Annotated in this window: 20 protein-coding genes and 1 pseudogene; 17 read left to right on the forward strand and 4 right to left on the reverse strand. The window is 43.5% G+C overall.

The features are described 5' to 3' along the window. Positions 1-3: 3 nt before the first annotated feature. Both AC19MX_RS06145 and aptA read right to left on the reverse strand, forming a co-directional pair. A complete protein-coding gene (locus tag AC19MX_RS06145) occupies positions 4-1,503 on the reverse strand; it encodes a CoA-acylating methylmalonate-semialdehyde dehydrogenase (protein WP_498297077.1) in 1,500 nt (499 codons plus the stop codon). Between the two features lie 26 nt (positions 1,504-1,529). After that, on the reverse strand, positions 1,530-2,882 hold the full coding sequence (aptA, locus tag AC19MX_RS06150) for an omega-aminotransferase AptA (RefSeq protein WP_498297079.1): 1,353 nt from the start codon (positions 2,880-2,882) through the stop codon (positions 1,530-1,532). Positions 2,883-3,186: 304 nt separating this feature from the next. Between aptA and AC19MX_RS06155 the strand changes: the two genes are divergently transcribed. The 7 genes and pseudogenes from AC19MX_RS06155 to AC19MX_RS06185 all read left to right on the forward strand — a co-directional run bounded on the left by AC19MX_RS06155 (position 3,187) and on the right by AC19MX_RS06185 (position 9,384). Then, complete coding sequence (locus AC19MX_RS06155; protein ID WP_432399386.1) at positions 3,187-4,683, forward strand: aldehyde dehydrogenase; 1,497 nt, start codon at positions 3,187-3,189, stop codon at positions 4,681-4,683. Between the two features lie 150 nt (positions 4,684-4,833). Next, a complete protein-coding gene (locus tag AC19MX_RS06160) occupies positions 4,834-5,241 on the forward strand; it encodes a VanZ family protein (RefSeq protein WP_498297081.1) in 408 nt (135 codons plus the stop codon). A gap of 57 nt (positions 5,242-5,298) precedes the next feature. Next, a complete protein-coding gene (locus tag AC19MX_RS06165; protein WP_498297083.1) occupies positions 5,299-6,132 on the forward strand; it encodes a sulfurtransferase in 834 nt (277 codons plus the stop codon). 752 nt (positions 6,133-6,884) lie between these two features. Continuing rightward, positions 6,885-7,198, forward strand: a pseudogene (locus AC19MX_RS06170) (IS91 family transposase); the annotation flags it as partial. 340 nt (positions 7,199-7,538) lie between these two features. Then, positions 7,539-7,865 carry a DUF6572 domain-containing protein gene (locus AC19MX_RS06175; protein ID WP_498297085.1) on the forward strand — a complete coding sequence of 109 codons (327 nt, stop codon included), beginning with the start codon at positions 7,539-7,541 and terminating at the stop codon, positions 7,863-7,865. 255 nt (positions 7,866-8,120) lie between these two features. Then, complete coding sequence (locus tag AC19MX_RS06180; protein ID WP_432399380.1) at positions 8,121-8,522, forward strand: hypothetical protein; 402 nt, start codon at positions 8,121-8,123, stop codon at positions 8,520-8,522. Positions 8,523-9,030: 508 nt separating this feature from the next. Beyond that, the gene (locus AC19MX_RS06185) at positions 9,031-9,384 is read left to right on the forward strand and encodes a 2OG-Fe(II) oxygenase (protein ID WP_498297086.1); all 354 of its coding nucleotides are present in this window, start codon (positions 9,031-9,033) and stop codon (positions 9,382-9,384) included. Positions 9,385-9,497: 113 nt separating this feature from the next. On the opposite strand, the gene AC19MX_RS06190 is transcribed toward AC19MX_RS06185, so the two are convergent. Then, entirely contained in the window at positions 9,498-10,412 is a 915-nt protein-coding gene (locus tag AC19MX_RS06190; RefSeq protein ID WP_498297087.1) for a LysR family transcriptional regulator, read from the reverse strand. Between the two features lie 143 nt (positions 10,413-10,555). On the opposite strand from AC19MX_RS06190, the gene AC19MX_RS06195 reads away from it, so the two are divergent. Next, positions 10,556-10,996 carry a PACE efflux transporter gene (locus AC19MX_RS06195; RefSeq protein ID WP_498297089.1) on the forward strand — a complete coding sequence of 147 codons (441 nt, stop codon included), beginning with the start codon at positions 10,556-10,558 and terminating at the stop codon, positions 10,994-10,996. Positions 10,997-12,232: 1,236 nt separating this feature from the next. On the opposite strand, the gene AC19MX_RS06200 is transcribed toward AC19MX_RS06195, so the two are convergent. After that, on the reverse strand, positions 12,233-13,540 hold the full coding sequence (locus AC19MX_RS06200; protein ID WP_498297091.1) for an NAD(P)/FAD-dependent oxidoreductase: 1,308 nt from the start codon (positions 13,538-13,540) through the stop codon (positions 12,233-12,235). A gap of 229 nt (positions 13,541-13,769) precedes the next feature. Between AC19MX_RS06200 and AC19MX_RS06205 the strand changes: the two genes are divergently transcribed. The 9 genes from AC19MX_RS06205 to AC19MX_RS06245 all read left to right on the forward strand — a co-directional run bounded on the left by AC19MX_RS06205 (position 13,770) and on the right by AC19MX_RS06245 (position 24,341). After that, a complete protein-coding gene (locus AC19MX_RS06205; RefSeq protein ID WP_432399375.1) occupies positions 13,770-14,318 on the forward strand; it encodes a cupin domain-containing protein in 549 nt (182 codons plus the stop codon). Between the two features lie 550 nt (positions 14,319-14,868). Further along, complete coding sequence (locus AC19MX_RS06210) at positions 14,869-15,633, forward strand: gamma-glutamyl-gamma-aminobutyrate hydrolase family protein (protein WP_432399374.1); 765 nt, start codon at positions 14,869-14,871, stop codon at positions 15,631-15,633. Between the two features lie 2 nt (positions 15,634-15,635). Next, on the forward strand, positions 15,636-16,991 hold the full coding sequence (locus tag AC19MX_RS06215) for a glutamine synthetase family protein (RefSeq protein ID WP_498297092.1): 1,356 nt from the start codon (positions 15,636-15,638) through the stop codon (positions 16,989-16,991). Positions 16,992-17,124: 133 nt separating this feature from the next. Continuing rightward, positions 17,125-18,510 carry an aspartate aminotransferase family protein gene (locus AC19MX_RS06220; protein WP_432399372.1) on the forward strand — a complete coding sequence of 462 codons (1,386 nt, stop codon included), beginning with the start codon at positions 17,125-17,127 and terminating at the stop codon, positions 18,508-18,510. A 259-nt stretch (positions 18,511-18,769) separates the two neighbouring features. After that, the gene (locus AC19MX_RS06225; RefSeq protein ID WP_498297094.1) at positions 18,770-19,870 is read left to right on the forward strand and encodes a polyamine ABC transporter substrate-binding protein; all 1,101 of its coding nucleotides are present in this window, start codon (positions 18,770-18,772) and stop codon (positions 19,868-19,870) included. A 152-nt stretch (positions 19,871-20,022) separates the two neighbouring features. Beyond that, positions 20,023-21,159, forward strand: coding sequence for a polyamine ABC transporter ATP-binding protein (gene potA / locus AC19MX_RS06230; protein WP_432399370.1), 1,137 nt, complete (start codon positions 20,023-20,025; stop codon positions 21,157-21,159). After that, positions 21,156-22,055: an ABC transporter permease subunit gene (locus AC19MX_RS06235; RefSeq protein WP_432399369.1), complete on the forward strand. Its 900-nt coding sequence runs from the start codon at positions 21,156-21,158 to the stop codon at positions 22,053-22,055. Before potA ends, AC19MX_RS06235 begins: the two co-directional genes overlap by 4 nt. After that, the gene (locus AC19MX_RS06240) at positions 22,052-22,867 is read left to right on the forward strand and encodes an ABC transporter permease subunit (RefSeq protein ID WP_498297096.1); all 816 of its coding nucleotides are present in this window, start codon (positions 22,052-22,054) and stop codon (positions 22,865-22,867) included. The genes AC19MX_RS06235 and AC19MX_RS06240 overlap by 4 nt, the downstream gene beginning before the upstream one ends. 187 nt (positions 22,868-23,054) lie before the next feature. Continuing rightward, positions 23,055-24,341 carry an NAD(P)/FAD-dependent oxidoreductase gene (locus AC19MX_RS06245; RefSeq protein WP_432399367.1) on the forward strand — a complete coding sequence of 429 codons (1,287 nt, stop codon included), beginning with the start codon at positions 23,055-23,057 and terminating at the stop codon, positions 24,339-24,341. The last annotated feature ends 4 nt before the right edge of the window (positions 24,342-24,345 follow it).

A 24,345-nucleotide genomic window follows, 5' to 3' on the forward strand; every position in this document is an offset into this window, starting at 1 on the left:
ACCTTATTTCATGGTGGGCATAATGAACGCCGAAGGCTCGTTGGAGTCGGCTTTTGCTTGCGGCCAACGAGCAGTAATGGCTTTGCGTTTAGTATAAAAACGCACGCCATCTGGGCCATGCATATGCAGTGGACCAAATAGTGATCGTTTCCAACCGCCAAAGCTATGAAAAGCCATTGGCACCGGGATTGGCACATTCACCCCAACCATGCCCACTTCAACATGGTGGCAAAAATGCCGCGCCGCCTGGCCGCTTTGAGTAAATATTGCAGTGCCATTACCAAACTCATGTTGGTTAATGAGCGCTAATGCTTCGCCATAGGTGTCTACTCGTACAATGGCCAACACTGGGCCAAATATCTCTTGTTGGTAAATGCTCATTTGTGGGGTGACATGGTCAAACAAACATGCACCTAAAAAGTAACCTTGCTGGTGGTCGCTGATGCTGATGTTGCGGCCATCGACAACCAATTTAGCGCCCTCATTAATGCCAGCGTCAACATAGTCACGTACTTTGGCTAAATGCTGCGCCGAGATCAGCGGTCCCATGTCCATTTCTGGAGTGATACCGCTGCCGACCTTTAATGCACTAATCTGCGGTAATATTTTATCGACCAGTTTGTCGCCGATATCACCCACCGCCAATACCACCGAAATGGCCATGCAACGTTCACCGGCACTACCATATGCTGCACCCATTAATGCATTAACAGCTTGATCTAAATCAGCATCAGGCATTAATAACATGTGATTTTTAGCACCGCCCAACGCTTGCACTCGCTTGCCGTGGGCTGATGCTGTGGCATAGATATACTCTGCAATAGGGGTTGAGCCAACAAAGCTAACCGCTTTAATATCTGGGTGGGTGAGCAAAGCGTCTACCGCTTCTTTGTCACCATTAACGACATTAAATACCCCATCAGGAAGCCCGGCTTGCTTAAGTAACTCGGCCATAAACATCACTGAGCTGGGGTCTTTTTCTGAGGGTTTCATAATAAAGGTGTTACCACAGGCAATGGCAATCGGGAACATCCACATGGGCACCATCACTGGGAAGTTAAACGGCGCAATCCCCGCCACGACTCCTAATGCTTGATTGACCGACCATGCATCAACACCACCACCCACTTGCTGAGTGTGCTCACCTTTTAATAAGTGCGGAATACCGCAGGCAAACTCAACCACTTCTAAGCCTCTGGTAATTTCGCCTTTGGCATCATCGAGCACTTTGCCATGCTCCAGGGTAATCAGTTCGGCTAATTTATCGACATGCTGTTCCACCAACGCTTTAAATTTAAATAACACGCGAGCACGATTCAGTGGCGTGACTTGTGACCAGGTTTCAAATGCGGTTTTAGCAGCACTAATGGCAATGGCTACGTCATCTTGACTGGCTAATGACACGAGACCACGAGCTTCACCTGTGGCGGGGTCGTAAATTGTTTGTGTACGTTGGCTTGCTTGGGTGTGTTGCCCATTCACAAAATGGCTGATATTAAGCATGAACTCTGTCCTTGTTGTTAAATGGGTTATCCCACAGCGTGAATGGCATCGGTAAGGTGATTTACCATGTCATCTATTTGCGATTTCTCGATAATCAATGGCGGCGACAGTGCAATGATGTCGGCCGTTGCGCGAACTAATGCGCCGTTTCTAAAACAATGGTCAAATATGCCATAGCCGCGTTTACCCACGCCTTTGTCGCTCGGAGCAAATTGAATGCCTGCCACTAGTCCGGTGTTACGAATATCAATCACGTTGGGTAAACCTTTGAGGCTGTGTACAGCTTGCTCAAAGTAAGTTTCAAGATTTTTTGCGCGCTCAAACAGCTGTTCGTTTTCATAAATAGACAAGGTTGCTAACGCTGACGCTGCAGCCACAGGGTGGCCCGAATAAGTGTAGCCATGGAAAAATTCTATTAATTCGTCAGGGCCGTCCATGCAGGTGTCGTGAATGGTATTACTCACAAATACCGCGCCCATTGGGATCGCGCCATTGTTAATGGCTTTCGCTGTGGTAATCATGTCTGGGGTGACTTGCCAGCGTTCACTGGCAAAGGCGGCACCTAGGCGGCCAAAACCGGTGATCACTTCATCAAATATCAGTAAAATACCGTATTTCTGGGTGATTTCTCGCAACCGTTTAAGGTATCCCTGTGGCGGTAAAATAACCCCAGCAGAGCCAGACATAGGTTCAACGATGACGGCGGCAATGTTTTCGGCGCCGTGTAAGGTAATCAATTGTTCAAGCACTTCGGCTTTGTCTAAACCATGAGGCGGCAGGCCATGACTAAAGGCATTATTAGCCATGTCGAGTGTGTGGGGAAGATGATCAACACCTTGTAACAGCTGTTGGCTAAAGGTTTTACGATTATTACTAATGCCGCCAACAGAAATACCGCCAAAGCCGACGCCGTGATAGCCCAGTTCGCGGCCAATAAAGCGTGTACGACTCGCTTGGCCATTGGCACGATGATAGCAAAGGGCCATTTTGAGGGCGGTATCAACTGATTCAGAGCCTGAATTGGTAAAAAACACATGGTCTAATCCATCAGGGCTCATTTGACTCAATTTATGGGCTAACTCAAACGCCAGTGGATGACCCATTTGAAACGAGGGCGCATAGTCCATTTGGTTAATTTGCTTACTGACGGCCTCGGATATTTCCGCTCTGCCATGGCCGGCATTACAGCACCATAACCCCGCCGTCGCATCGAGCACCTTGTTACCTGCAATGTCGGTGTAATACATTCCTTGCGCCGACACTAATAACCGTGGATTGGTTTTGAATTGTTTATTGGCTGTAAACGGCATCCAATAATGATCCATATTTGGCCATGTTTGCGATAAATCGCCAGTTCCTTTGTGCTGATATTCGCTCATATTTCGACTCTGCATTGGTAACAAGTGGGTTGTTGTTTCATCTCATAATGGTTAAATTATGAGTGACGAATATTTGCTATGCTATGTCAAAAATAATGAACGTTAAAGCGTTTTGTGCATTTATTTAAACTAAATGTACCTGTTTTGTAAAATATATTGAAAACAGCTTGCTGTTAAGCATCATCAGGTGACAATATTCAGTAATGTAAGTGTGTCGATTTTTCATTAAGCAACGACACAAAAATCCTTATTTGGCATCACATGGCGCGATGCTTATCAATCCATTTATTATTTCGAGGTCACAATGAGTACTCCAACAAGTCGTAGCGATTGGGAAGCACTGGCAGCCAGTTTGCAAATTAACGGAAATGCCTTTATCAATGGTAAATATCAATCAGCCGCGTCTGGCGACACCTTTGATTGTATTAGCCCAATCGATGGCCGCGTATTAGTTAAAGTGGCTAGCTGTGACTTAGTCGATGCAAATGCGGCTGTTGCCAATGCTCGTGAAGTATTTGAAGCCGGTACCTGGGCTAATTTACCGCCGGTTAAGCGCAAAGAGGTGATGATTAAGTTTGCCGATTTACTTGAAGCCAACGCTGATGAAATGGCATTACTTGAAACGTTAGACATGGGTAAACCTATTCAACACTCAAAAGGTGTAGATGTGGTTGGCGCAGCACGCGCAATTCGTTGGTCTGGTGAAGCCATTGATAAAATTTACGATGAAATTGCCCCAACCGCACACAACGAAATCGGCATGATCACCCGCGAAGCGGTAGGTGTTGTCGCGGCGATTGTACCGTGGAACTTCCCAATGATTATGGCCTGCTGGAAGCTTGGACCATCGCTTGCAACGGGTAATAGTGTCATTTTAAAACCGTCTGAAAAGTCACCATTAACCGCTATTCGTATGGCGCAATTAGCCCTCGAAGCGGGTATTCCTGCAGGCGTATTAAACGTACTGCCTGGTTTTGGTCATACCGTGGGCAAAGCATTAGCCTTGCACATGGACGTCGATACGTTGGTGTTTACCGGTTCAACCAAAATTGCTAAACAGCTGATGATTTATGCCGGCGAGTCGAACATGAAACGCGTGTGGTTAGAAGCGGGTGGCAAGAGCCCTAATATTGTGTTTAACGATGCGCCAGATTTAAAAGCCGCTGCAGAAGCCGCAGCCGTCGCCATTGCTTTTAACCAGGGTGAAGTCTGCACCGCAGGTTCGCGTTTACTGGTTGAGTCGGGCGTAAAAGATGAATTAATTCAGCTTATCATTGAAGAAATGCAAGGCTGGCAACCGGGTCATCCACTAGACCCAGCGACCACCTGTGGCGCGATGGTTGACCAACAACAACTGACTAATGTGCTTAACTACATTAAAACCGGTAGCGAGCAAGGTGCCACATTAATGACAGGTGGTAAGCAAGTGATGGCAGAAACGGGCGGTATGTATGTGCAGCCAACGATTTTCAGTAATGTTAAAAATGACATGCGCATCGCCAGCGAAGAGATTTTTGGCCCGGTATTATCGGTAATCGAATTTGATGGTATGGAAGAAGCGATTAAGATTGCTAACGACACCATTTACGGTTTAGCCGCAGGGGTTTGGACCTCAAACTTAAGCAAGGCACATAAAACCGCTAAAGCATTGCGCAGTGGTATGGTGTGGATTAATCACTACGATGGCGGCGACATGACCGCACCTTTTGGTGGTTATAAGCAGTCAGGCAATGGCCGCGATAAGTCATTACATGCATTTGATAAATACACCGAATTAAAAGCCACCTGGATTGCTTTATAACGGTAATTATCTCTGTGATGTAAACAAAGCCCTTTAGCAATAAAGGGCTTTTTTATTAAGTAAAATTAACGCCTCTTTTTGCTCTCTTCGCGTACACTGAAATCTCGAACATTACTTACACATTCCACCGTCATACATGGATGAAGCGACATGACTCATACTCTATTTTCTCGATTAGCCATCTTTGTTGGCGCTGGTTTTTTCGGTTTTATTTTATGGATCATTTATTTAGCTAACACTGGCGGCAACAGTATTTTTTTCGACTTAATCCGTCATATTCCTTATGGCGATAAAGTTGGCCATATGTTGTTATTTGGTTTATTAACTTATGTAGCCAATTTAGCGTTACAGAGTCGACACTTTTCGCTCGGACGTATTCCGCTTTATTATGGTGCTGTGCTAGTGTCAATATTCGTCTTGAGTGAAGAAATCAGCCAGGGCTTTATTCCATCAAGAACATTAGACATTATCGACTTAGTCGCCGATGCTGTAGGTATTACTTTATTCAGTTATTTAAGCTGCTTAACTCAGCGTTATATTGATAAACAGCGGCAATAAAACGCTTGAGCTAGCATCCATTGGTTTAACCATATAGTGAACATAGTGAGGTATAATGTGAATTCTCCTTTAGTGACCACAGATTGGCTGGCGTTACATCTTGAAGATCCCGATTTAGTCATACTCGATGCCAGCATGGAAGTTGTGCTGGGCAAAGAACCATTGGTTTACGATGAGCTATATGTCATCCCCGGTGCAATATCATGCCAAATTGATAAGCTATTATTTGATCACCATTCACCGCAAACCCACGCAATGCCAACCCCAGAGCAATTTACAGATGCCGCGAAAATCCTAGGTATCACTCATAACAGCACTGTGGTTATTTACGATGACCAAGGTATTTATTCATCGCCACGTGCCTGGTGGACATTAAAAGCCATGGGAGTCGAAAAAGTATTTGTGCTTGATGGCGGCTTACCGCAGTGGCGTGCAGAAGGTAAAGACACCGTGCGCCAATTTGCGAGTCCAACTCAGGCTGGCGATATAAAAGGGCGTTTTTTACAACATAAAGTGTGCGACACCGAATTTGTGTTAACTCACCTTGGCCATGCCAATGTGGATATTATTGATGCCCGCGCAGCAGGGCGCTTTAATGGTACTTCACCCGAGCCACGCGTTGGCATGCGCAGTGGTCATATTCCTGGGTCATTAAACTTGCCGTTTGCCCAGGTGTTAAACGGCTTTAAAATGAAATCGACTAAAGAGCTACACACGATTTTTGCCAAGCTTGATACCAGCAATAACGCCCAACGGGTGTTCAGTTGCGGCTCTGGTATCACCGCCTGTATTTTGATTTTAGCCTCTTATGTTGCAGGCCATCATCAAGCCGCGTTATACGATGGTTCATGGGCAGTCTGGGGCGGAGATGCAGCACTGCCAATAGAATAGGGGTCAATATTATCGTTATCTCGGGAATGCTTATATTCACTGTCATTCCCGAAAATCTGTTAATCGGGAATCCTGGTGTTGTTTTGTACTTATGGCCTGCGGCCACTAACGCTTAAGTTCGCAAGGTTCCACCCTGCACGGGCCAAATGCTGCGTCATTCCGGCAATGTTTTTGAGCCGGAATCCAGGTGTTTTTTTGCTTTGTTCTTTTTTTACTTTATGGCCTACGGCCACTAACGTCGTGGCGCTTCGCCCACACCAGATTAAGATCGCAAGGTTCCACCCTGCACGGGCCAAATACTGTGTCATTCCGGCAATGTTTTTTAGCCGGAATCCAGGTGTTTGTTTTGCTTTGTACTTTTGTACTTTTGTACTTTTGTACTTATGGCCTGCGGCCACTAACGTCGTGGCGCTTCACCCACACCAGACCAAGAGGAAACCAACGGCTGTTCCCTCTTGGATCTCCCAGCCGCCACATCAAAATTATCTGAAAAGCGATAATTTTGCGACGTGGTCAGATCCAGCTTTTAACTTCATCTTAGTGTTCTTCGACCTTATTCGAAAATGCTAACGCTTCAGATGGGGCGTCCCTTCCCCTCTAAAGCTAGCCCGCCATCCATGGCTAGCTCACGCTATTTTCTTCAACGGCCTCAAGTTCAGAGTGAATTTGGATCTTTAAAGCACACTACGTGTTAGGACAATAGTGACTTAGAACTTATCCTTTTATAAAAGTTTACCCTGACCCAATTAAATTCTAAAGCAGAAACGGTGGTGGAATATCTCGGGCGTTACACCCGCAAAGGCATGATGCACGAATCACGGTTAAAGCAGGTTACCGCTAATGCCATCGATAATTAACCGTGCCATCCATTGTTAATTAGCTACGTAAAAAGTTAAGCCTAATTCAACAACAAATGCCAACCAAAGCCCTTAAAGACATCAAGATTACTGAGACGTTAGGACATTGGTGTTGCCCAAAATGTGCCAATGGGCGATTAATGTTTATGGGGCTGGTACCACTGCTGACCATGTTAGCGCGAGAGGCGAAGTTGAGGTTGTCAGGTTAATCAGAGAAAGTCGGGCTGTCAGTTATAAAAGCAAACTTAGCAAACATTCAGTTGGGTGAGGCAGTCAAACGCATCCTCAAGTGGACAAATCAGAAAATAGAACGATGAAAGAGCAATGATAAAAGATGAAGAATGATAAAACCTACCTTAAAAGGTGTAATCAGAACAAACAATTAGCCGAAAGGTTGTACAAAATACCACTACCGAAAAAAAGCAAATTCCTATAGCATAAAACATACCGATTAATTTGGATGTGGCATCGGCCAAGTCCAACAAGCGATTTATGCCTTGCAAACTACGCAACGCATAAATACTAAAACGTTAGCTGGTCAGGGGAAGTATGGCTATAACGGAAATCAATAAAATTGACTCAGTAGTTTCTTCTATTGAACATAATGAGGTCGTTTTATTGATTACTGACCATTTAGATTGGTGCGATGAATTAGCGCATCAGCATTTGTTACAAGCGAAAATTAATTCATACATTCGCTTTATAGAGTCCGGTCAACTTTTTGAAGAATTCCCTGATGATGAGGGGAAGAGTGTTTCAATAGTTGTGGCATGTGCATTTGAATTAAGTGACAGTGCAAAAAAATTCTATGAAAAAGTTAACAATTTTTTAAATGAGACTCTAGGTATTGAAATCAAATACGAAGTTTCCAGCTAACAAGCCAATATTGTTCGGCCAACAAGTTGGCCTGGGAAAATTACTCGCTGGCACTTCGTGCCAAAACACTCACAATTTCCCCAAATTGGGGCGTTGAGGCTGTAGAATTACTCTTTGTTAAGAAAATACAGCCGGTTCCAAATGCATTACCTAGTGTCTTAAAAGCGCCTAGGATTGATTTCAGGAGCTCGTTTTTTAATTGAATTTGGCTGTTAGAGTTATTCTACAGTCTCGTTATATTGCTAAAGGATTATCGTGAAATACTCTAGGATTGTGCTCTTTTCAGTAGGCTTGTATTTATTATTGGTTGTTTTATCTGCGATTGCTACGCTGATTGTTGGCTCTGGTGAAGCGACTCAAAGTATGCCATTCATTTTTACTCTTCACGTCCTAGGTTTTGTAATCTCTCTAATTGCGTATTTTTACTTAGGCTATAAGCAAACAACTAGTCCGTATAAACAAGCAGTTTTAGTTGCGGCAGTTTATTGGTTTATGAATCTAAGTGTGAGTGTCTTACTATACATTTTCTTAGAAATACCAATCGAGCCTTTGATATTTTTAATTCCAGCTTTGCTACATGTCATAGCTGTTTTATTAGGTACGCTACTTGGTGTTCAATTGCGTCATAAAAGAGAGTTGAGCGTAAGCGCAATATAATCGGGTCGCCGGAGGTATCTAGCCTCCAGCTCCCACATCACCCTGCATGCGGCTCCGCACACGACTGAACGGATTCAGGAGATAGAGCAACGCAGGAGCATGTTGCCGAGGGCGGTTCATTTAGAACTCCTAACTCACTTTTTGGTTAGGATAATGAACTGCGATCCATCCATCTCTTAGTGAATATAATCCAGCTTTCTTTAAATTTAGTGGGGTCAAAAATTTAGTGGGGTCAGGGTAAACTTTAATAAAAAGGTAACTTTTAACCCGCTTTTGTCCATAAACGAGTTGTTCTTAGCTTTCAAATGCCCAAATTCAGCTCTGAACTTGAGGCCGTTGAAGATTATTTATAAAAGAATACGTGAGCTGGCCATGGATGTGATGTGGGCGAAGCGCCACGACGTTGGTGGCCGTAGGCCATAAATGAACAAAGGTTGACCCTTTTTCTAACCCACGATAAAAATTATGGTTAACTTGTTTCTACCTCACAAGGATTTCGAGAGTCTGTATGTCTTATCTGAGTAAACTATTTCGTTGGGAACGAGGCAGGCAAAAATCGGGTTACGATAAAATGCTACTTTGTGGAGCAACTTGGCCTGTAAAATTCGATACTTATCTGCTCAAATTTCCTGAAGGGAGTGAAATCGCTCCGCATACGGATAAAGTTGTATCGGGTAAACATTATCGATTAAATATAGTAATCAAAAATGCAGATATTGGTGGTGAGTTTATTTGCTCTAATCCAATTTATGAAACAAAGCGGATTAAACTATTTAGACCAGATGTAAGTGAACATCAAGTTTCAAAAATTGTAAAAGGTAATAGATATTTACTTAGCATTGGTTGGGTAAAACACACTTAACTAATACGATATGCCGCGATGTTTGATGAGATTGTTATCGGGCAAGTTTCGTAGTCAGCAAGTTCCTTTAGTCCATTGCTATTCTTTTCAATTTGATCGATAAACATTTAAAACTAATGATCAATATGAAAGCTGTTATGGAGGTTTTGCTGATTCATATACTCTTTCAACAAGGCCATGGCGCGCTCGTAAACAGGGCCTAAAACATGTCGACGACTGGAGAGGCAATCAAGGGTATTAATCCAACCGTTAGGCTCGAAATCTATATCGAGCTTGATGAGCTTTCCTGTATCAATAGCGGGTTGCACCATTTGCTCTGGTAAAATAGACCAACCAACTCCTTGCTGAGTTAATTCATTAATGATGGTGTGATTATTGGCATACCAATGCTGAGAACTAATACCGTAACTGAACCAGAGTTCTTGACCTTCGGTTGCCCTTAACACCACTTGTCGATGGTGGCGTAGGTCGATATCTTTAATTTTTTGCTTACTGGATAGTGGGTGATTTGGTGCTGCTACTGTAATAAATCGTGTATAACCAATGGTCGTGAAATCAACTTGATGATGGATTTTTCCGTCGGCATACACAATCCCAATATGTGCGCTGCCATCTTCTACGAGTTTACCTATGCCTAAAGTGGACTCTGCAATAATTTCAACATTGGTGATAGGGAATTCATCAGCAAGAATCGCCAAATGAGCCAATAATGCAGGACTAATTAAACTCTCTTCAATCGCGATAACCAACTCATGCTCGTGCTGTAATTCAAGCGAGGCAATCTTTTGCTCAAAGTGCAGCTGTTGCAGCATGATTGCCTTTACTACAGGCAGTAATGCTTCGCCTTCATTCGTGAGGGTAGGTATATTGCCGCTGCGATCAAATAAGGTTTGGTTAATGCTGGTTTCTAAATTTGAGATCGCACTGCTAATCCCTGATTGAGCGCGTTTAAGCTTGCGTGCTGCGGCCGAAAACGAGCCTGTTTCACATACAGTGATAAATATTTTCAGCTGTTCAAAACTATACATAGCAAACCTTGTTTTTTTGCTCAATTGGAATAAAGGTATCACGAAGTGTGATAGCTGTTAACTTTTTTTAGCTGTTTCTAATTGCCATAATCTCGCTCTAATTAATCCCGTTGTTAATGCTTATTAAGTGAGTTGAGGTTGTTATGTCTACGTTAGAGCGTATATTCCATGCTGTTTTGTTTGAATTTCTTGCTGTTGTTGGTTCAATAGTCGGTTTGATGATATTTACCGAACATGAATTGATGTCCCTTTCAGGAACTATGATAGCTATCGCGACTATCGCCATGGGCTGGAATTTTATTTTTAATATCATTTTCGATAAGTTTTATACCGAGTCTCGTGAACAAAGAACCGTAAAACAGCGGGTGTTATATATTACACTTTTTCAAAGTGGGCTATTGATGCTAACAATACCTGTGATGGCTTTCATTCTTAAAATATCACTGATTGAGGCTTTTTGGTTAGATATTAGTGTGACGGTATTTATTACCATTTACGCTTATATTTATAACTATGCATACGATCATATTCGCGCTCATATCATGTTTAAACGTCAGGCAAAATTAGCTACACATATGTCATAGTCGTTAACGATAACATTCATAGGGTAAATTAATAGGGGCAGAGTAAATTTTTGTAAAAAGTAAGTTGAAACAATGACTTTTCTAAAACGCTTTTGTCCAAAAACGAGTTATTCTTAGCTTTCAAATGCTCAAATTAAACGTTGAACTTGAGGTCGTTGAAGACTCTTTATAAAAGAATACGTGAACTGAGCATGCCACCACAACATTTGTGGTTATAGGTCAAAATCACAAAGCATAAAGAAACACCTGGGTCCCGGCTTAAAAGCACTGCCGGGACGACGAGGAAAGTGTTAACCAGTTTGTCCAAAATGATTTGGCCTTAGCTTCAAATGCCTAAATTCAACTCTGAACTTGAGGTCGTTGAAGGCTCTTTATAAAAGAATACGTGAACTGAGCATGCCACCACAACATTTGTGGTTATAGGTCAAAATCACAAGGCATAAAGAAACACCTGGATCCCGGCTTAAAAGCACTGCCAGGACGACGAGAAGAGTGTTAAATGCCCAAATTCAACGTTGAACTTGAGGTCGTTGAAGACTCTTTATAAAAGAATACGTGAACTGAGCATGCCACCACAACATTGGTGGTTATAGGTCAAAATCACAAGGCATAAAGAAACACCTGGATCCCGGCTTAAAAGCATTGCCGGGACGACGAGAAGAGTGTTAACCAGTTTTCTCCAAAATTAGCTTTCAAATGCCCAAATTCAACTCTGAACTTGAGGCCGTTGAAGAAAATGACGTGAGCTAGCCATGGATGGCGTACTAGCTTTGGAGGGGAAGGGTCGTTCCTTGGCATCCATGCCACCACGACATTTGTGAATCCATTCACATCAGACTCCCATCTGAAGCGTTAGCATTTTCGAATAAGACCGAAGACGGTTACAAACGCGGTCAGAAGCTGGATTCAACCACGTCGCGAAATTATCGCTTCTCAGATGATTTTGATGTGGCGGCTGGGAGATCCAAGAGGGAACAGCCGTTGGTTTCCTCTTGGTCTGGTGTGGGCGAAGCGCCACGACGTTAGTGGCCGCAGGCCATAAAGTAAAAAAGCACAAAGCAAAACAAACACCTGGATTCCGGCTCAAAAGCATTGCCGGAATGACGCAGTATTTGGCCAGTGCAGGGTGGAACCTTGCGATCTTACTTCAAACGAAGTTTGAAAAGTCTGGTGTGGCCGCAGGCCATAAAAAAACAAAGGTTGACCCTTTTGCCAACCCACAGCAAATCCCGCAACCTATAGCAAATCCTTCATTCTGTGGTACAGCATCCCAGCCGCTAGCATGGGCGATCTGAACATGGGGCCGCCTGGGAAAGTCATGTGCTTTATGTCATTAAACACATCAATGCGTTGTGACTGTTGGCTAATCGCTTCGGCAATCAATCTTGCTGCCATGTGGGTGGCGTTAACACCATGACCAGCATATGCCTGGGCAAAATAGATATTGGCTGCATCGGGTAATCGACCAATTTGGGGCATACGGTTAGCGCCGATGCCCATCATGCCGCCCCATTCATAATCAATTTTGATTCCCTTAAGTTGTGGAAATACCTTTTCAAGATTGGGTCTGAGCTCAGCTTCAATGTTTTTAGGGTCTTTACCTGAATAAGTACATAAACCGCCGAATAATAAACGGCGGTCTGCAGATAAATGAAAATAATCTAACGCCACGCGCATGTCGGCAAAAGCCATGTTTTGCGGGACGATACTGGCACATTGCTGTTCGGTTAATGGCTCTGTGGCAAGTAAGTAAGTGCCTGTGGGTAAGACTTTACCGCCTAAATAGGGACTGAGTGTATTGCCAATATAACCATTGCCTGCCACAACTAAATAATTGCAAGTCACCTGGCCTTGTGCGGTGATAACTTTGGGTTTGTCACCTTTAATGATTTTTTCTGCGGCGCTGTGTTCAAATAACTGGGCGCCGAGTTCTCGTGCGACTCGGGCTTCGCCTAAGGCTAAATTGAGCGGGTGTAAATGGCCGCTGCCCATATCAACAAGTGCACCCTGGTAAAAGTCTGATCCAATCACTTCGCCAATTTGGCTTCGATCAAGCAGTGTGATCGGTTTTTGATAACCTTGAGATTTAAGATCCTGATATTCTGCTGCTAAATCGTCCATGTGCCGTGGTTTTACCGCGAGGTCGCAATAACCCATTTGCAGGTCGCATTCAATGTTGTGCTCGGCAATACGCTCAATCACAATATCAACAGCCTCAAAGCCCATTTGCTGAATGGATTTTACCCCTTCGCTGCCTATTTCATTTTTAAATTGTGTTGCATCATGGCCTATTCCGCGGATTAGTTCACCGCCATTACGTCCCGATGCGCCCCAACCAATACGCTTAGCCTCTAATAAAGCTACGCTGTAACCGCGTTGTCTTAGCTCTATTGCAGTATTAATTCCGCTAAACCCACCGCCGATAATACACACGTCAACATCAATGTTTTCGGTTAATGTTGGGTAGTCGAATAACTCTTTTGCTGTGGCAACATAAAAGGAGTCTGGGTACTGTTGACTGTGGATAGGCGATTTAGTTGGCATGCTGACTCCAAGCTATTGATTTACGTGCTCCCAATAGCTTTTAAACAAATGGCGATTAAGCGTAAGCGCTCTCTAAGTGTGCATTTTATTTAACACTCATTTGATGTAAAATACAATTCCTTTGATTTAAGCGTGTTATCGTGATTAATTAATATTGTGTGTTGTATATGTGTTAATAATCTACAACACTTAACGTCGGAATTGATCCACACTAACTAGGAGAACGAATTTGGACATTGGTGCAAGCCTAAAAGCTGTTCGCAAATTGAAAGGTCTCTCACAACGTGAGTTAGCCAAGCGTGCAGGGGTGACCAACAGCACAATTTCAATGATTGAAAAAAACAGTGTTAGCCCGTCAGTGAGCTCACTTAAAAAGGTATTGGCTGGAATACCCATGTCGTTAGTGGATTTTTTCTCAATTGATGATGGCTCTATCGGTGATCAAAAAGTGGTTTATCGTGCCAATGAGTTGCTCGATATTGGCACTGGCGATTTAGTGTATAAGTTAATTGGCCGTGATTATCCTAGCCGTGCGATGTCATTAATGAGCGAAACGTATCCGGTTAACTCTGACACTGGCGCTGAAATGTTACAGCATGAAGGCGAAGAGGGCGGGATAGTGGTCGAGGGTAGACTCGAAGTGACCGTTGGTGAGGAAGTGTTTATTCTAGAAAAAGGCGATAGCTATTATTTTAATAGTGAACAACCGCATCGTTTTCGTAACCCGTTTGATGAACCCTGCCGTTTAGTGAGCGCCACAACCCCTGCCGATTTTTAACGGCTTGTTTTAAGATGAACCTTTTAATGATTAGCAACATTTTTTACTGTAGCTCATCACTTTGCTTTGGCCATATCAGCGGGCGATCAGTACATTTGTTAACGGTGTAGTTTACAGCTTAAGCACCGACTAAATGCTCGATAGCCCGTCTAGATAACGCTGTATCCACTCATGCCTTTTGTTTTTGTCCGAATGACTTTCTGTTAGGTGATTTGGCAGAGATTGTGTTTATTTATGTTGGTATTCCTATCAGTATTTTCTATCTTGTGTAAATAATATAAAGCAATAAATTCACCTTTATTGTGCAATGCACTCCCCATTTTGGCGCAATTGACCTCGGTTGTTAGCGAATTCTATCCCCGTTTTACTTTTTGGACTCAGTGGTAGATTTAAAGTTATCAGATTGTTTTAATTATGTTTTGTTTTTATTTTTTGAAAAGTTATTTTTATCATCAGTTATCCTCTTGCCTAGCTAAAAAAATCCGTGTAGTGTGTGAAAAAATGAACACGTAAACAATAAGTTCATCACAATATTTGCCAAAGGTGAGATATGTCTCAATCAAGTCTTCCCCTCATAGGGGTAATAGCATGCAATCAGCAAATTGGTCTACATCCATTTAATATCGTGGGCGAAAAATATTTGTTAAGTGTGGTTAATGGCGCCAAAGGTTTTCCTTTGGTTATCCCGTCTTTAGGTATTGAATTACCAACAAAAGATCTGCTTTCTCGCCTCGATGGTATTTTGTTTACTGGCTCTCCGTCTAACGTTGAACCCCATCATTATCAGGGCAAGCCTAGTGAGGCTGGCACACACCATGATGCCAAGCGCGATGCAACCACATTACCGTTAATTAAAGCGGCTATTGAAGCAGGTATTCCTGTATTGGGTATTTGCCGCGGCTTTCAAGAAATGAACGTTGTGTATGGTGGCAGCCTGCATCAAAAATTGCATGAAGTTGGCACATTTATTGAACATAGAGAAGATAAGCATGCACCACTTGATGTGCAATATGGCTTATCACATCAAGTTAATTTGGTTACCGGCGGGCTTCTTCACGATGCATGGGGCTGTGACACTGCAGAGGTCAACTCTGTTCATACTCAAGGCGTGGAGCGCCTAGGTGATGGGTTACAGCCAGAAGCATTTGCTCCGGACGGATTAATCGAAGCATTTTCAGTGAAAAATGCGAAAAATTTTGCATTAGGTGTCCAGTGGCATCCAGAATGGAAAGTAACCGAAAATGCATTCTATACTGCAATTTTCGAGGCATTCGGACAAGCTTGCAGACAACATGCGGCAACACAAGAGAGATAAAAATGGATAAGTTAATCGCTTTTTTGAAAGACAATAAAATTACCGAAGTAGAATGTGTTATTAGTGATCTTACTGGGATTGCACGCGGAAAAATTGCGCCGGTTGCTAAATTTATCGACGAGAAAGGGATGCGACTTCCTGAAAGTGTGTTGTTGCAAACGGTCACCGGTGACTACATTGATGATGAGATTTTCTATTCATTACTTGATGATGCAGATATCGATTTTGTGTGTGTACCAGACGAAAACGCTGTTTTCATGTTGCCGTGGACGGTTGAAGCTACGGCGCAGGTTATTCACGATTGTTATGATCGCATGGGTAACCCAATTGAGTTGTCATCTCGTAACGTGTTAAAAAAGGTACTTAAACTTTATGAAGATAAAGGTTGGGAACCTGTTATTGCCCCAGAAATGGAATTTTATCTCACTAAGCGTTCAGACGATCATGACTTACCATTAAAGCCACCTATTGGCCGTTCTGGTCGTCCTGAAGCTGGCCGTCAGTCTTTCTCTATCGATGCTGCTAACGAATACGATCCACTGTTTGAAGACATGTACGATTGGTGTGAAGCGCAAGGTTTAGATATTGATACCTTGATCCACGAAGATGGTCCAGCGCAAATGGAAATCAACTTCAGCCATGGCAACCCATTGGCACTCGCTGACCAAGTATTTGTATTTAAACGTACTTTAAGAGAAGCCGCCTTAAAGCATGATGTGTGTGCGACGTTTATGGCTAAACCGGTAACCGACGAGCCTGGCAGTGCCATGCATATTCACCAGAGTGTGATCGAAAAGAAAACCGGCAAAAACATCTTCACCAAAGAAGACGGGACTCAAAGCCAGTTATTTTTAAATTACATTGCCGGTTTGCAAACGTATATTCCTGAGTTGTTACCGCTAATGGCTCCTAATGCTAACTCGTTCCGTCGTTTTTTACCGGGCACATCAGCACCAGTAAACTTAGAGTGGGGCGTTGAAAACCGCACTTGTGGTTTACGTATTCCTGAGTCGTCGCCGCAAAACCGTCGTATCGAAAACCGTATCCCAGGTGCAGACTCAAACTGTTACCTTGCAATTGCCGCGAGCTTATTATGTGGCTTTATTGGTATGGATAAAAACTTACGTCCGTCGACGCCAGTGACAGGCCGTGCGAACGAAAGCCGTACCAATAACGAAAACTACTTACCAGTGACATTAGAAGAAGCGCTAATGGCAATGCAAGAAAGTGAAGCGTGTATTGAGTATTTAGGCCAGTCGTTCACCACTGCATTTGTGGCGGTAAAACAAGCTGAGCTTGAAAACTTCCGTCGTGTTGTGAGTTCATGGGAACGTGAGTTCTTGTTGTTAACCGTATAGTTACGGTATACAACAAGTAAGTTATTCGCATGATTAAACGTAAAAGAGCCATCATTAATGATGATGTGCTCTGGTAGTGAATAAACAGCTAGTCGATGCTTTGTGTTTGCTAGCTGCTTTAAAGGATACAAGTATGTCGACCCCATTAGTAAGCCAGCAGCAAAAGCTCGATAATTTACAAGCGGCAGATAAGCAACATTTTATCCATCCGTTTACAGATTCAAAAGGCTTAGCCGAAAAAGGTACCCGTGTTATTGAGCGTGCTGATGGGGTTTATTTATGGGACATCATGGGCCATAAATTGCTCGACGCAATGGCGGGTTTATGGTGTGTAAATGTGGGTTATGGTCGTCAATCTATTGTTGATGCCGTCGCTAAGCAAATGCAACAACTGCCATTTTACAACAGCTTTTTTCAATGTTCACACCCTCCGGCGATTGAGTTGGCGCAAAAAATTGCTTCATTAGCACCTGCCCACATGAACAATGTGTTTTTTACCGGGTCAGGCTCTGAGTCGAACGACACTAACTTACGCATGGTGCGACGTTACTGGGACCTTAAAGGTAAACCTAATAAGAAAACCATTATTAGTCGTGTGAATGCTTATCACGGTTCTACCGTTGCGGGTGCCAGTTTAGGTGGCATGTCGGGTATGCATGAGCAAGGTGATTTACCTATTCCTGGTGTCGTGCATATTGCCCAGCCTTATTGGTACGGCGAAGGTAAGGGATTAACGCCAGAAGCTTTTGGCTTACAAACCGCGCAAGCACTTGAAGCAAAAATTCTTGAGTTAGGCGAAGACAATGTCGCGGCCTTTATTGCCGAGCCGTTTCAAGGTGCAGGTGGGGTCATTATTCCTCCCTCTACTTACTGGCCAGAAATTAAGCGTATTTTGGCTAAATACGATATTTTATTCATTCTTGACGAAGTGATCAGCGGTTTTGGCCGTACCGGTAAATGGTTTGCCGCTGAATACTTTGATTTACAGCCTGATTTGATTTCGATTGCTAAGGGCATGACCTCGGGTTATGTGCCAATGGGCGGCGTTATTGTGTCAGACAGAGTAGCCGATGTGATTAAGCAAGATTGTGGCGAGTTTACCCACGGTTTTACCTATTCCGGTCATCCTGTTGCTGCCGCAGCGGCATTAGAAAACATCCGTATTATTGAGCAAGAGCAACTAGTAGAGCGTGTTGCAACAGATACCTCTCCCTATTTGCAGTCGGCTTTACAACAATTAGCCGAGCATCCTTTAGTGGGTGAGGTGCGCGGTATTGGGCTGGTCGCCGCCATTGAGCTAGTGCAAGATAAAACCACTCATCAACGATTTGATGCTAGCGTTGGCGCGGGCACGGTTTGCCGCGACGCGTGTATTAAGCATGGCCTGGTGATGCGCTCTGTTGGCGACACCATGATCATTTCACCACCATTAACCATCAGCCACAGTGAAATCGATGCGTTAGTGGCCATGGCAACCCAAGCATTAAACGATACTTACCAGTTCATTCAAGGCAAATAACGCCAATTATTGTGAATGAATATTGTAAAATAGTGATTTTTTACCCAAAAACATTTTTACGCTCTAGTAATCGAAAATGATTTTGATAAAATCCGCAAAATTATGGGAGCGCATGCCGTTGCTGTAATCATACCGATGCATAGTTAAGTTGTAGCATTGGATAATTTCTTTCAATAGAAAGAAGATTTTACACGCTGGTATAGCTAGCGAAAAAAACTAATGTCAGCAATAACTGACCATTATCCAAAAGGGAGAAAGTATGAAGCTACTAAACAAACTATCCACATTGGCCCTCATTACAGCAAGTGTGTTTTCAAGCACTGCTATTCAGGCCGAGGAAGTGGTCAAAATGTATAATTGGTCAGATTACATCGCCGAAGATACATTAGCTAATTTCGAAAAAGAAACCGGTATTAAAGTGATTTATGACGTGTTCGATAGCAACGAAGTGCTCGAAGCTAAATTGTTATCTGGCCGCAGCGGTTACGATATTGTTGTGCCGTCAAACCACTTTTTGGCTAAGCAAGTGATTGCCGGGGCTTTTCAAAAGCTTGATCGGACTAAGTTGAGTAATTATGCCAACTTAAAACCCGATTTAATGAAACAGCTACAAAAAGCCGATCCAAACAATGAGCATGCAGTGCCTTATTTATGGGGTACCAATGGTATTGGTTACAACATCGATAAAGTTAAAGCCGTTTTAGGTGAAGATGCACCATTTGACTCTTTAGAGCTTATTTTTAATCCAAAATACGCTGAAAAAATCGGTTCATGTGGTTTCTCTATGCTTGATTCTGCTGACGATATGTTGCCACAAGCGCTTATTTATTTAGGTCTAGACCCTAACAGCAAAAATGCTGCTGATTATGAAAAAGCCGCGGAAGTATTAGCCAAAGTGCGTCCTTATGTGACTTACTTCCATTCTTCACGCTACATTTCTGATTTAGCCAACGGTGACATTTGTGTCGCGTTTGGTTTCTCGGGTGACGTATTCCAGGCTGCTGCGCGTGCTGATGAAGCCGGTAACGGTAACAAAATTGGTTACTCTATCCCTAAAGAAGGTGCCAACCTATGGTTTGACATGTTAGCCATCCCACAAGATGCCACTAACGTTGACAACGCTCATAAGCTCATTAATTACTTGATGCGTCCTGAAGTTATTGCGCCAATCAGTAACTATGTTGCTTATGCCAACGCTAACGTTCCAGCGCAAGCGCTTGTTGATGAAGCCATTCGTAACGACCCAGCCATTTACCCACCTCAGTCGGTAATTGATAAGTTATACATTGGTGATGTTCGTCCATTAAAAATTCAACGTGTGGTTACCCGCGCTTGGACAAAAGTGAAATCAGGTCAATAAACTGAAGCACTAGGGCGAGGTCACTCGCCCTACTTTTTACAGTTATTTGTAAACTTTATTTGGCTAATTTAGCCTCTTTACAAAATGGTTAAGTGTGCGCATAACAACGTAGATTGTTATGGTACACATACTCCAAAAGGCGGAGCAGTATTATGGGAAACACCTCGGGCGTCACCAATAAACCAACCACAAAGACGCAAGAAAAAGTCCTGCTTAAGATTGAACGTGTAAGCAAGCTGTTTGATGATGTGCGTGCCGTTGACGATGTGTCATTGACGATTAATCAAGGTGAGATTTTTGCCCTATTAGGTGGCTCAGGCTCTGGTAAGTCAACATTGCTGCGCATGTTAGCTGGCTTTGAAAAACCGACTGAAGGCCGTATTTTCTTAGATGGTGTCGATATTACCGACATGCCGCCGTACGAACGTCCTATTAACATGATGTTTCAATCCTATGCGTTATTTCCGCACATGACCGTTGAGCAAAATATTGCTTTTGGTCTTAAGCAAGACAAAATGCCAAAAGCGGACATTGAAGTACGTGTAAAAGAAATGCTTAAACTGGTGCACATGGAAAAATACGGTAAACGTAAACCGCATCAGTTATCGGGTGGTCAACGCCAGCGTGTCGCCTTGGCTCGTTCGCTTGCTAAACGCCCTAAATTGTTATTGCTCGATGAGCCAATGGGCGCATTAGATAAAAAACTGCGTACCCAAATGCAGTTAGAAGTGGTTGATATTTTAGAAGCCGTAGGCGTAACGTGCGTGATGGTAACTCACGACCAAGAAGAAGCCATGACTATGGCGGGCCGTATCTCAATTATGCATGAAGGCTGGATTGCGCAAACTGGCAGCCCAATGGATATTTACGAGTCTCCTGCTAGCCGCCTAGTGGCAGAATTTATTGGTACAGTGAACTTATTTGAAGGTGAGATTATTGCCGATGAAGTCGACCACGCCATTATTAAGTCAACTACTCTGGACCGTGAGTTTTATATCGGCCATGGTATTTCAACCAGCCTTGAGAATAAAAATATCTTTTTGGCCCTGCGTCCTGAAAAAACCATTATTACTCGCCAAAAACCAGAAAGTGAATACAACTGGGCACATGGCGTAGTACACGATATTGCCTACCTTGGCGGATTGTCTGTTTATTATATCAAGCTCAAAAACAAGCAAATTGTACAATGCTCAATGATTAACCGCGAACGCCGCGCTGACCACCCAACGTGGGAAGATGAGGTGTACATCAGTTGGGAAGACAGCAGCGGGGTTGTATTAAACTCATGAAGAATCCACTGAAAATAATTAAAGGTAGATATCTAACCATGGGGGTGCCTTACCTCTGGTTATTGATGTTCTTCGCACTGCCGTTTGCGATTGTATTAAAGTTGAGCTTTTCGTCAGCGGCAATTGCGATCCCGCCTTATGAAGCCACATTCAGTTATGCTGATGAGATGCTCAATATTGCACTGAATTTTGGTAACTATTTACTGTTACTACAAGATTCGATGTATTACATGGCGTATCTCACCTCATTAAAAATGGCGTTTGTGGCGACTGTGGGCTGCTTAATTTTAGGCTTTCCGATGGCTTACGCTATTGCTAGAGCACCGGCACGTTTACAAACGGTGTTTTTGTTACTGGTGATGTTGCCGTCCTGGACGTCATTTTTAATCCGTATTTACGCCTGGATGGGAATTTTAAGCAACAACGGTTTAATCAATAACGCCTTAATGTGGTTAGGGGTGATTTCTGAACCTATCCAAATGCTCAATACTAACTTTGCCGTATACATCGGGATTATTTACGCCTACTTGCCGTTTATGATTTTGCCCTTGTACGCCACCTTAGTGAAATTGGACTTAAGTTTAATTGAGGCCGCATCTGATCTGGGTTCTAGCAGTATTAACACGTTTTGGAAAATCACCTTGCCATTGTCAATGGGTGGCGTAGTTGCCGGTTCAATGTTGGTGTTTATTCCTGCTGTAGGTGAGTTTGTTATCCCTGAATTATTGGGCGGCCCAGATTCACTCATGATTGGTAAAGTGTTGTGGCAAGAGTTCTTTAATAACCGCGACTGGCCTGTGGCTTCGTCACTTGCGATTGTGATGCTAGCGCTGTTGATTATTCCGATAACCTTATTCCACCGTTATCAGTCACGTAATATGGAGAACGATGTATGAAGAAGCTAAGTTTCTCTAAAGTGATGCTGTGGGTCGGCTTACTGTTTTTATATGCGCCGATGTTTATTTTGGTTATCTATTCATTTAACGAGTCGAAACTGGTTACCGTTTGGAGTGGGTTTTCGCCAAAATGGTACGGTGAGCTTTTTAAAGATGATCAGATCCTTGGAGCGGTATGGACCAGTTTACGGATCGCCTTTTACAGTGCGACTATGGCGGTAGTGATTGGTACCATGGCCGCATTTGTGATGACGCGTTTTCGCCGCTCGTGGGCAAAATTGACATTGTCTAACATGATCACTGCGCCACTGGTTATGCCTGAGGTGATCACCGGTTTGTCATTGCTACTACTGTTTGTTGAAATGGCTGATTTGTTTGGTTGGCCAGCAGAACGGGGCATGTTAACCGTTTGGATTGCCCATTCAACGTTCTGTGCGGCTTATGTGGCAGTGGTTGTATCATCAAGGCTACGTGAACTTGACCTATCGATTGAAGAAGCTGCGATGGACTTAGGTGCTACGCGCTTAAAAACCTTCTTTTTAATTACCGTACCGATGATTTCACCGGCGTTAATTGCAGGTTGGTTCTTGTCATTTAGCTTGTCGCTAGATGACTTAGTTATCGCTAGCTTTGCGTCTGGCCCTGGCTCAACCACATTACCTATGGTGGTGTTCTCGTCAGTACGTTTAGGGGTATCGCCTAAAATTAACGCGCTGGCGACGATTATCATCTTAAGTGTGTCATTGGTGGCATTCTTATCGTGGTACCTGGCGCGGCGTGCCGAGAAAAAATCGAAAGAAGCGATGGAGTAACATTGGTTATTTGATTGCACGAAAGCCACGCTTTTTGAGTGTGGCTTTTTTTTAACGCTAGGAACCGTAGGGTGTTAAATATATTCTACAAAGTGTCAATAATTACGTTTTAAATGCTAGTTTTTAAATATGCTTAAGTGTACGATGAACTAGTTGTATTTCGTTTTGAACCCATAAAGGAAGCGCTATGTCCGCCACACCTCACGCTAGTTCATATTATGCTGCGTCGGCTAATGATAAAGTCGAACGCCCTCGTTTAGAATCTTCAATAGAAACTGATGTTTGTATCATTGGTGCGGGATATACCGGGCTGTCATCGGCGCTGCATTTATTAGAAAGCGGCATGAAAGTGGTTATCTTAGAAGCGGCCCGAATTGGCTGGGGCGCATCGGGTCGAAACGGCGGTCAAATCGTCAATTCTTTTAGTCGCGACATCGACAGTATCGAAAAGATAGTTGGTAAAGAACAAGGCAAATTATTTGGTCAAATGGCGTTTGAAGGTGGCCAAATTATTCGTGAGCGTATTGCCAAATACAACATCGATTGTGACTTAAAAGATGGCGGTGTCTTTGCGGCAATGAACGCCAAGCAAATGGGCCATTTACAATCGCAGAAAAAGCTCTGGGAAGCACATGGGCATAACAATCATTTAGAGATGCTCGATAAAGACGGCATTCGTAATGTGGTCAATACTGATTTATACGTAGGCGGCTTGCTCGATAAAAGCGGCGGCCACATTCACCCGCTTAATTTAGCATTAGGCGAAGCCCGTGCTGTTGAATCGCTCGGCGGACAAATTTTTGAAGACTCAGCGGTGATTAACGTTGAAGACGGTGAGTCGCCAGTTGTGCACACTGCACAAGGCCAGGTTAAATGTAAGTTTGTGGTTGTTGCGGGTAATGCCTATTTGGGTAAATTACTTCCAGAGCTACAAGCCAAATCAATGCCTTGTGGTACTCAGGTTATTACAACAGAACCACTGTCTGATGAAATGGCGGCCAGCTTATTACCGCAAGATTATTGCGTAGAAGACTGTAACTACCTGTTAGATTATTACCGTCTTACCGGCGACAAGCGACTTGTCTTTGGTGGTGGTGTTGTTTATGGCGCACGTGATCCGGCCAACGTTGAAGCCTTGATTATGCCTAAGTTGTTAAATACGTTCCCGCAGTTAAAAGGCGTTAAAGTGGATTACGCCTGGACAGGTAACTTTTTAATGACGTTGTCACGTTTGCCACAAGTCGGTCGTATTGGACACAACATTTATTATTCGCAAGGCTGTAGTGGTCATGGGGTTACCTATACTCATTTAGCCGGCAAGTTAATTGCCGAAATGCTGAATAACCAAGCGACTCGCTTTGATGCGTTTGCGGCTTTACCACATTACCCGTTCCCAGGTGGCCATGCGCTGAGAGTACCCTTTAGTGCATTAGGCGCCTGGTATTACACCATGCGTGACAAATTTGGCATTTAGTTAT

The organism is Shewanella sp. MF05956, assembly GCF_059758055.1.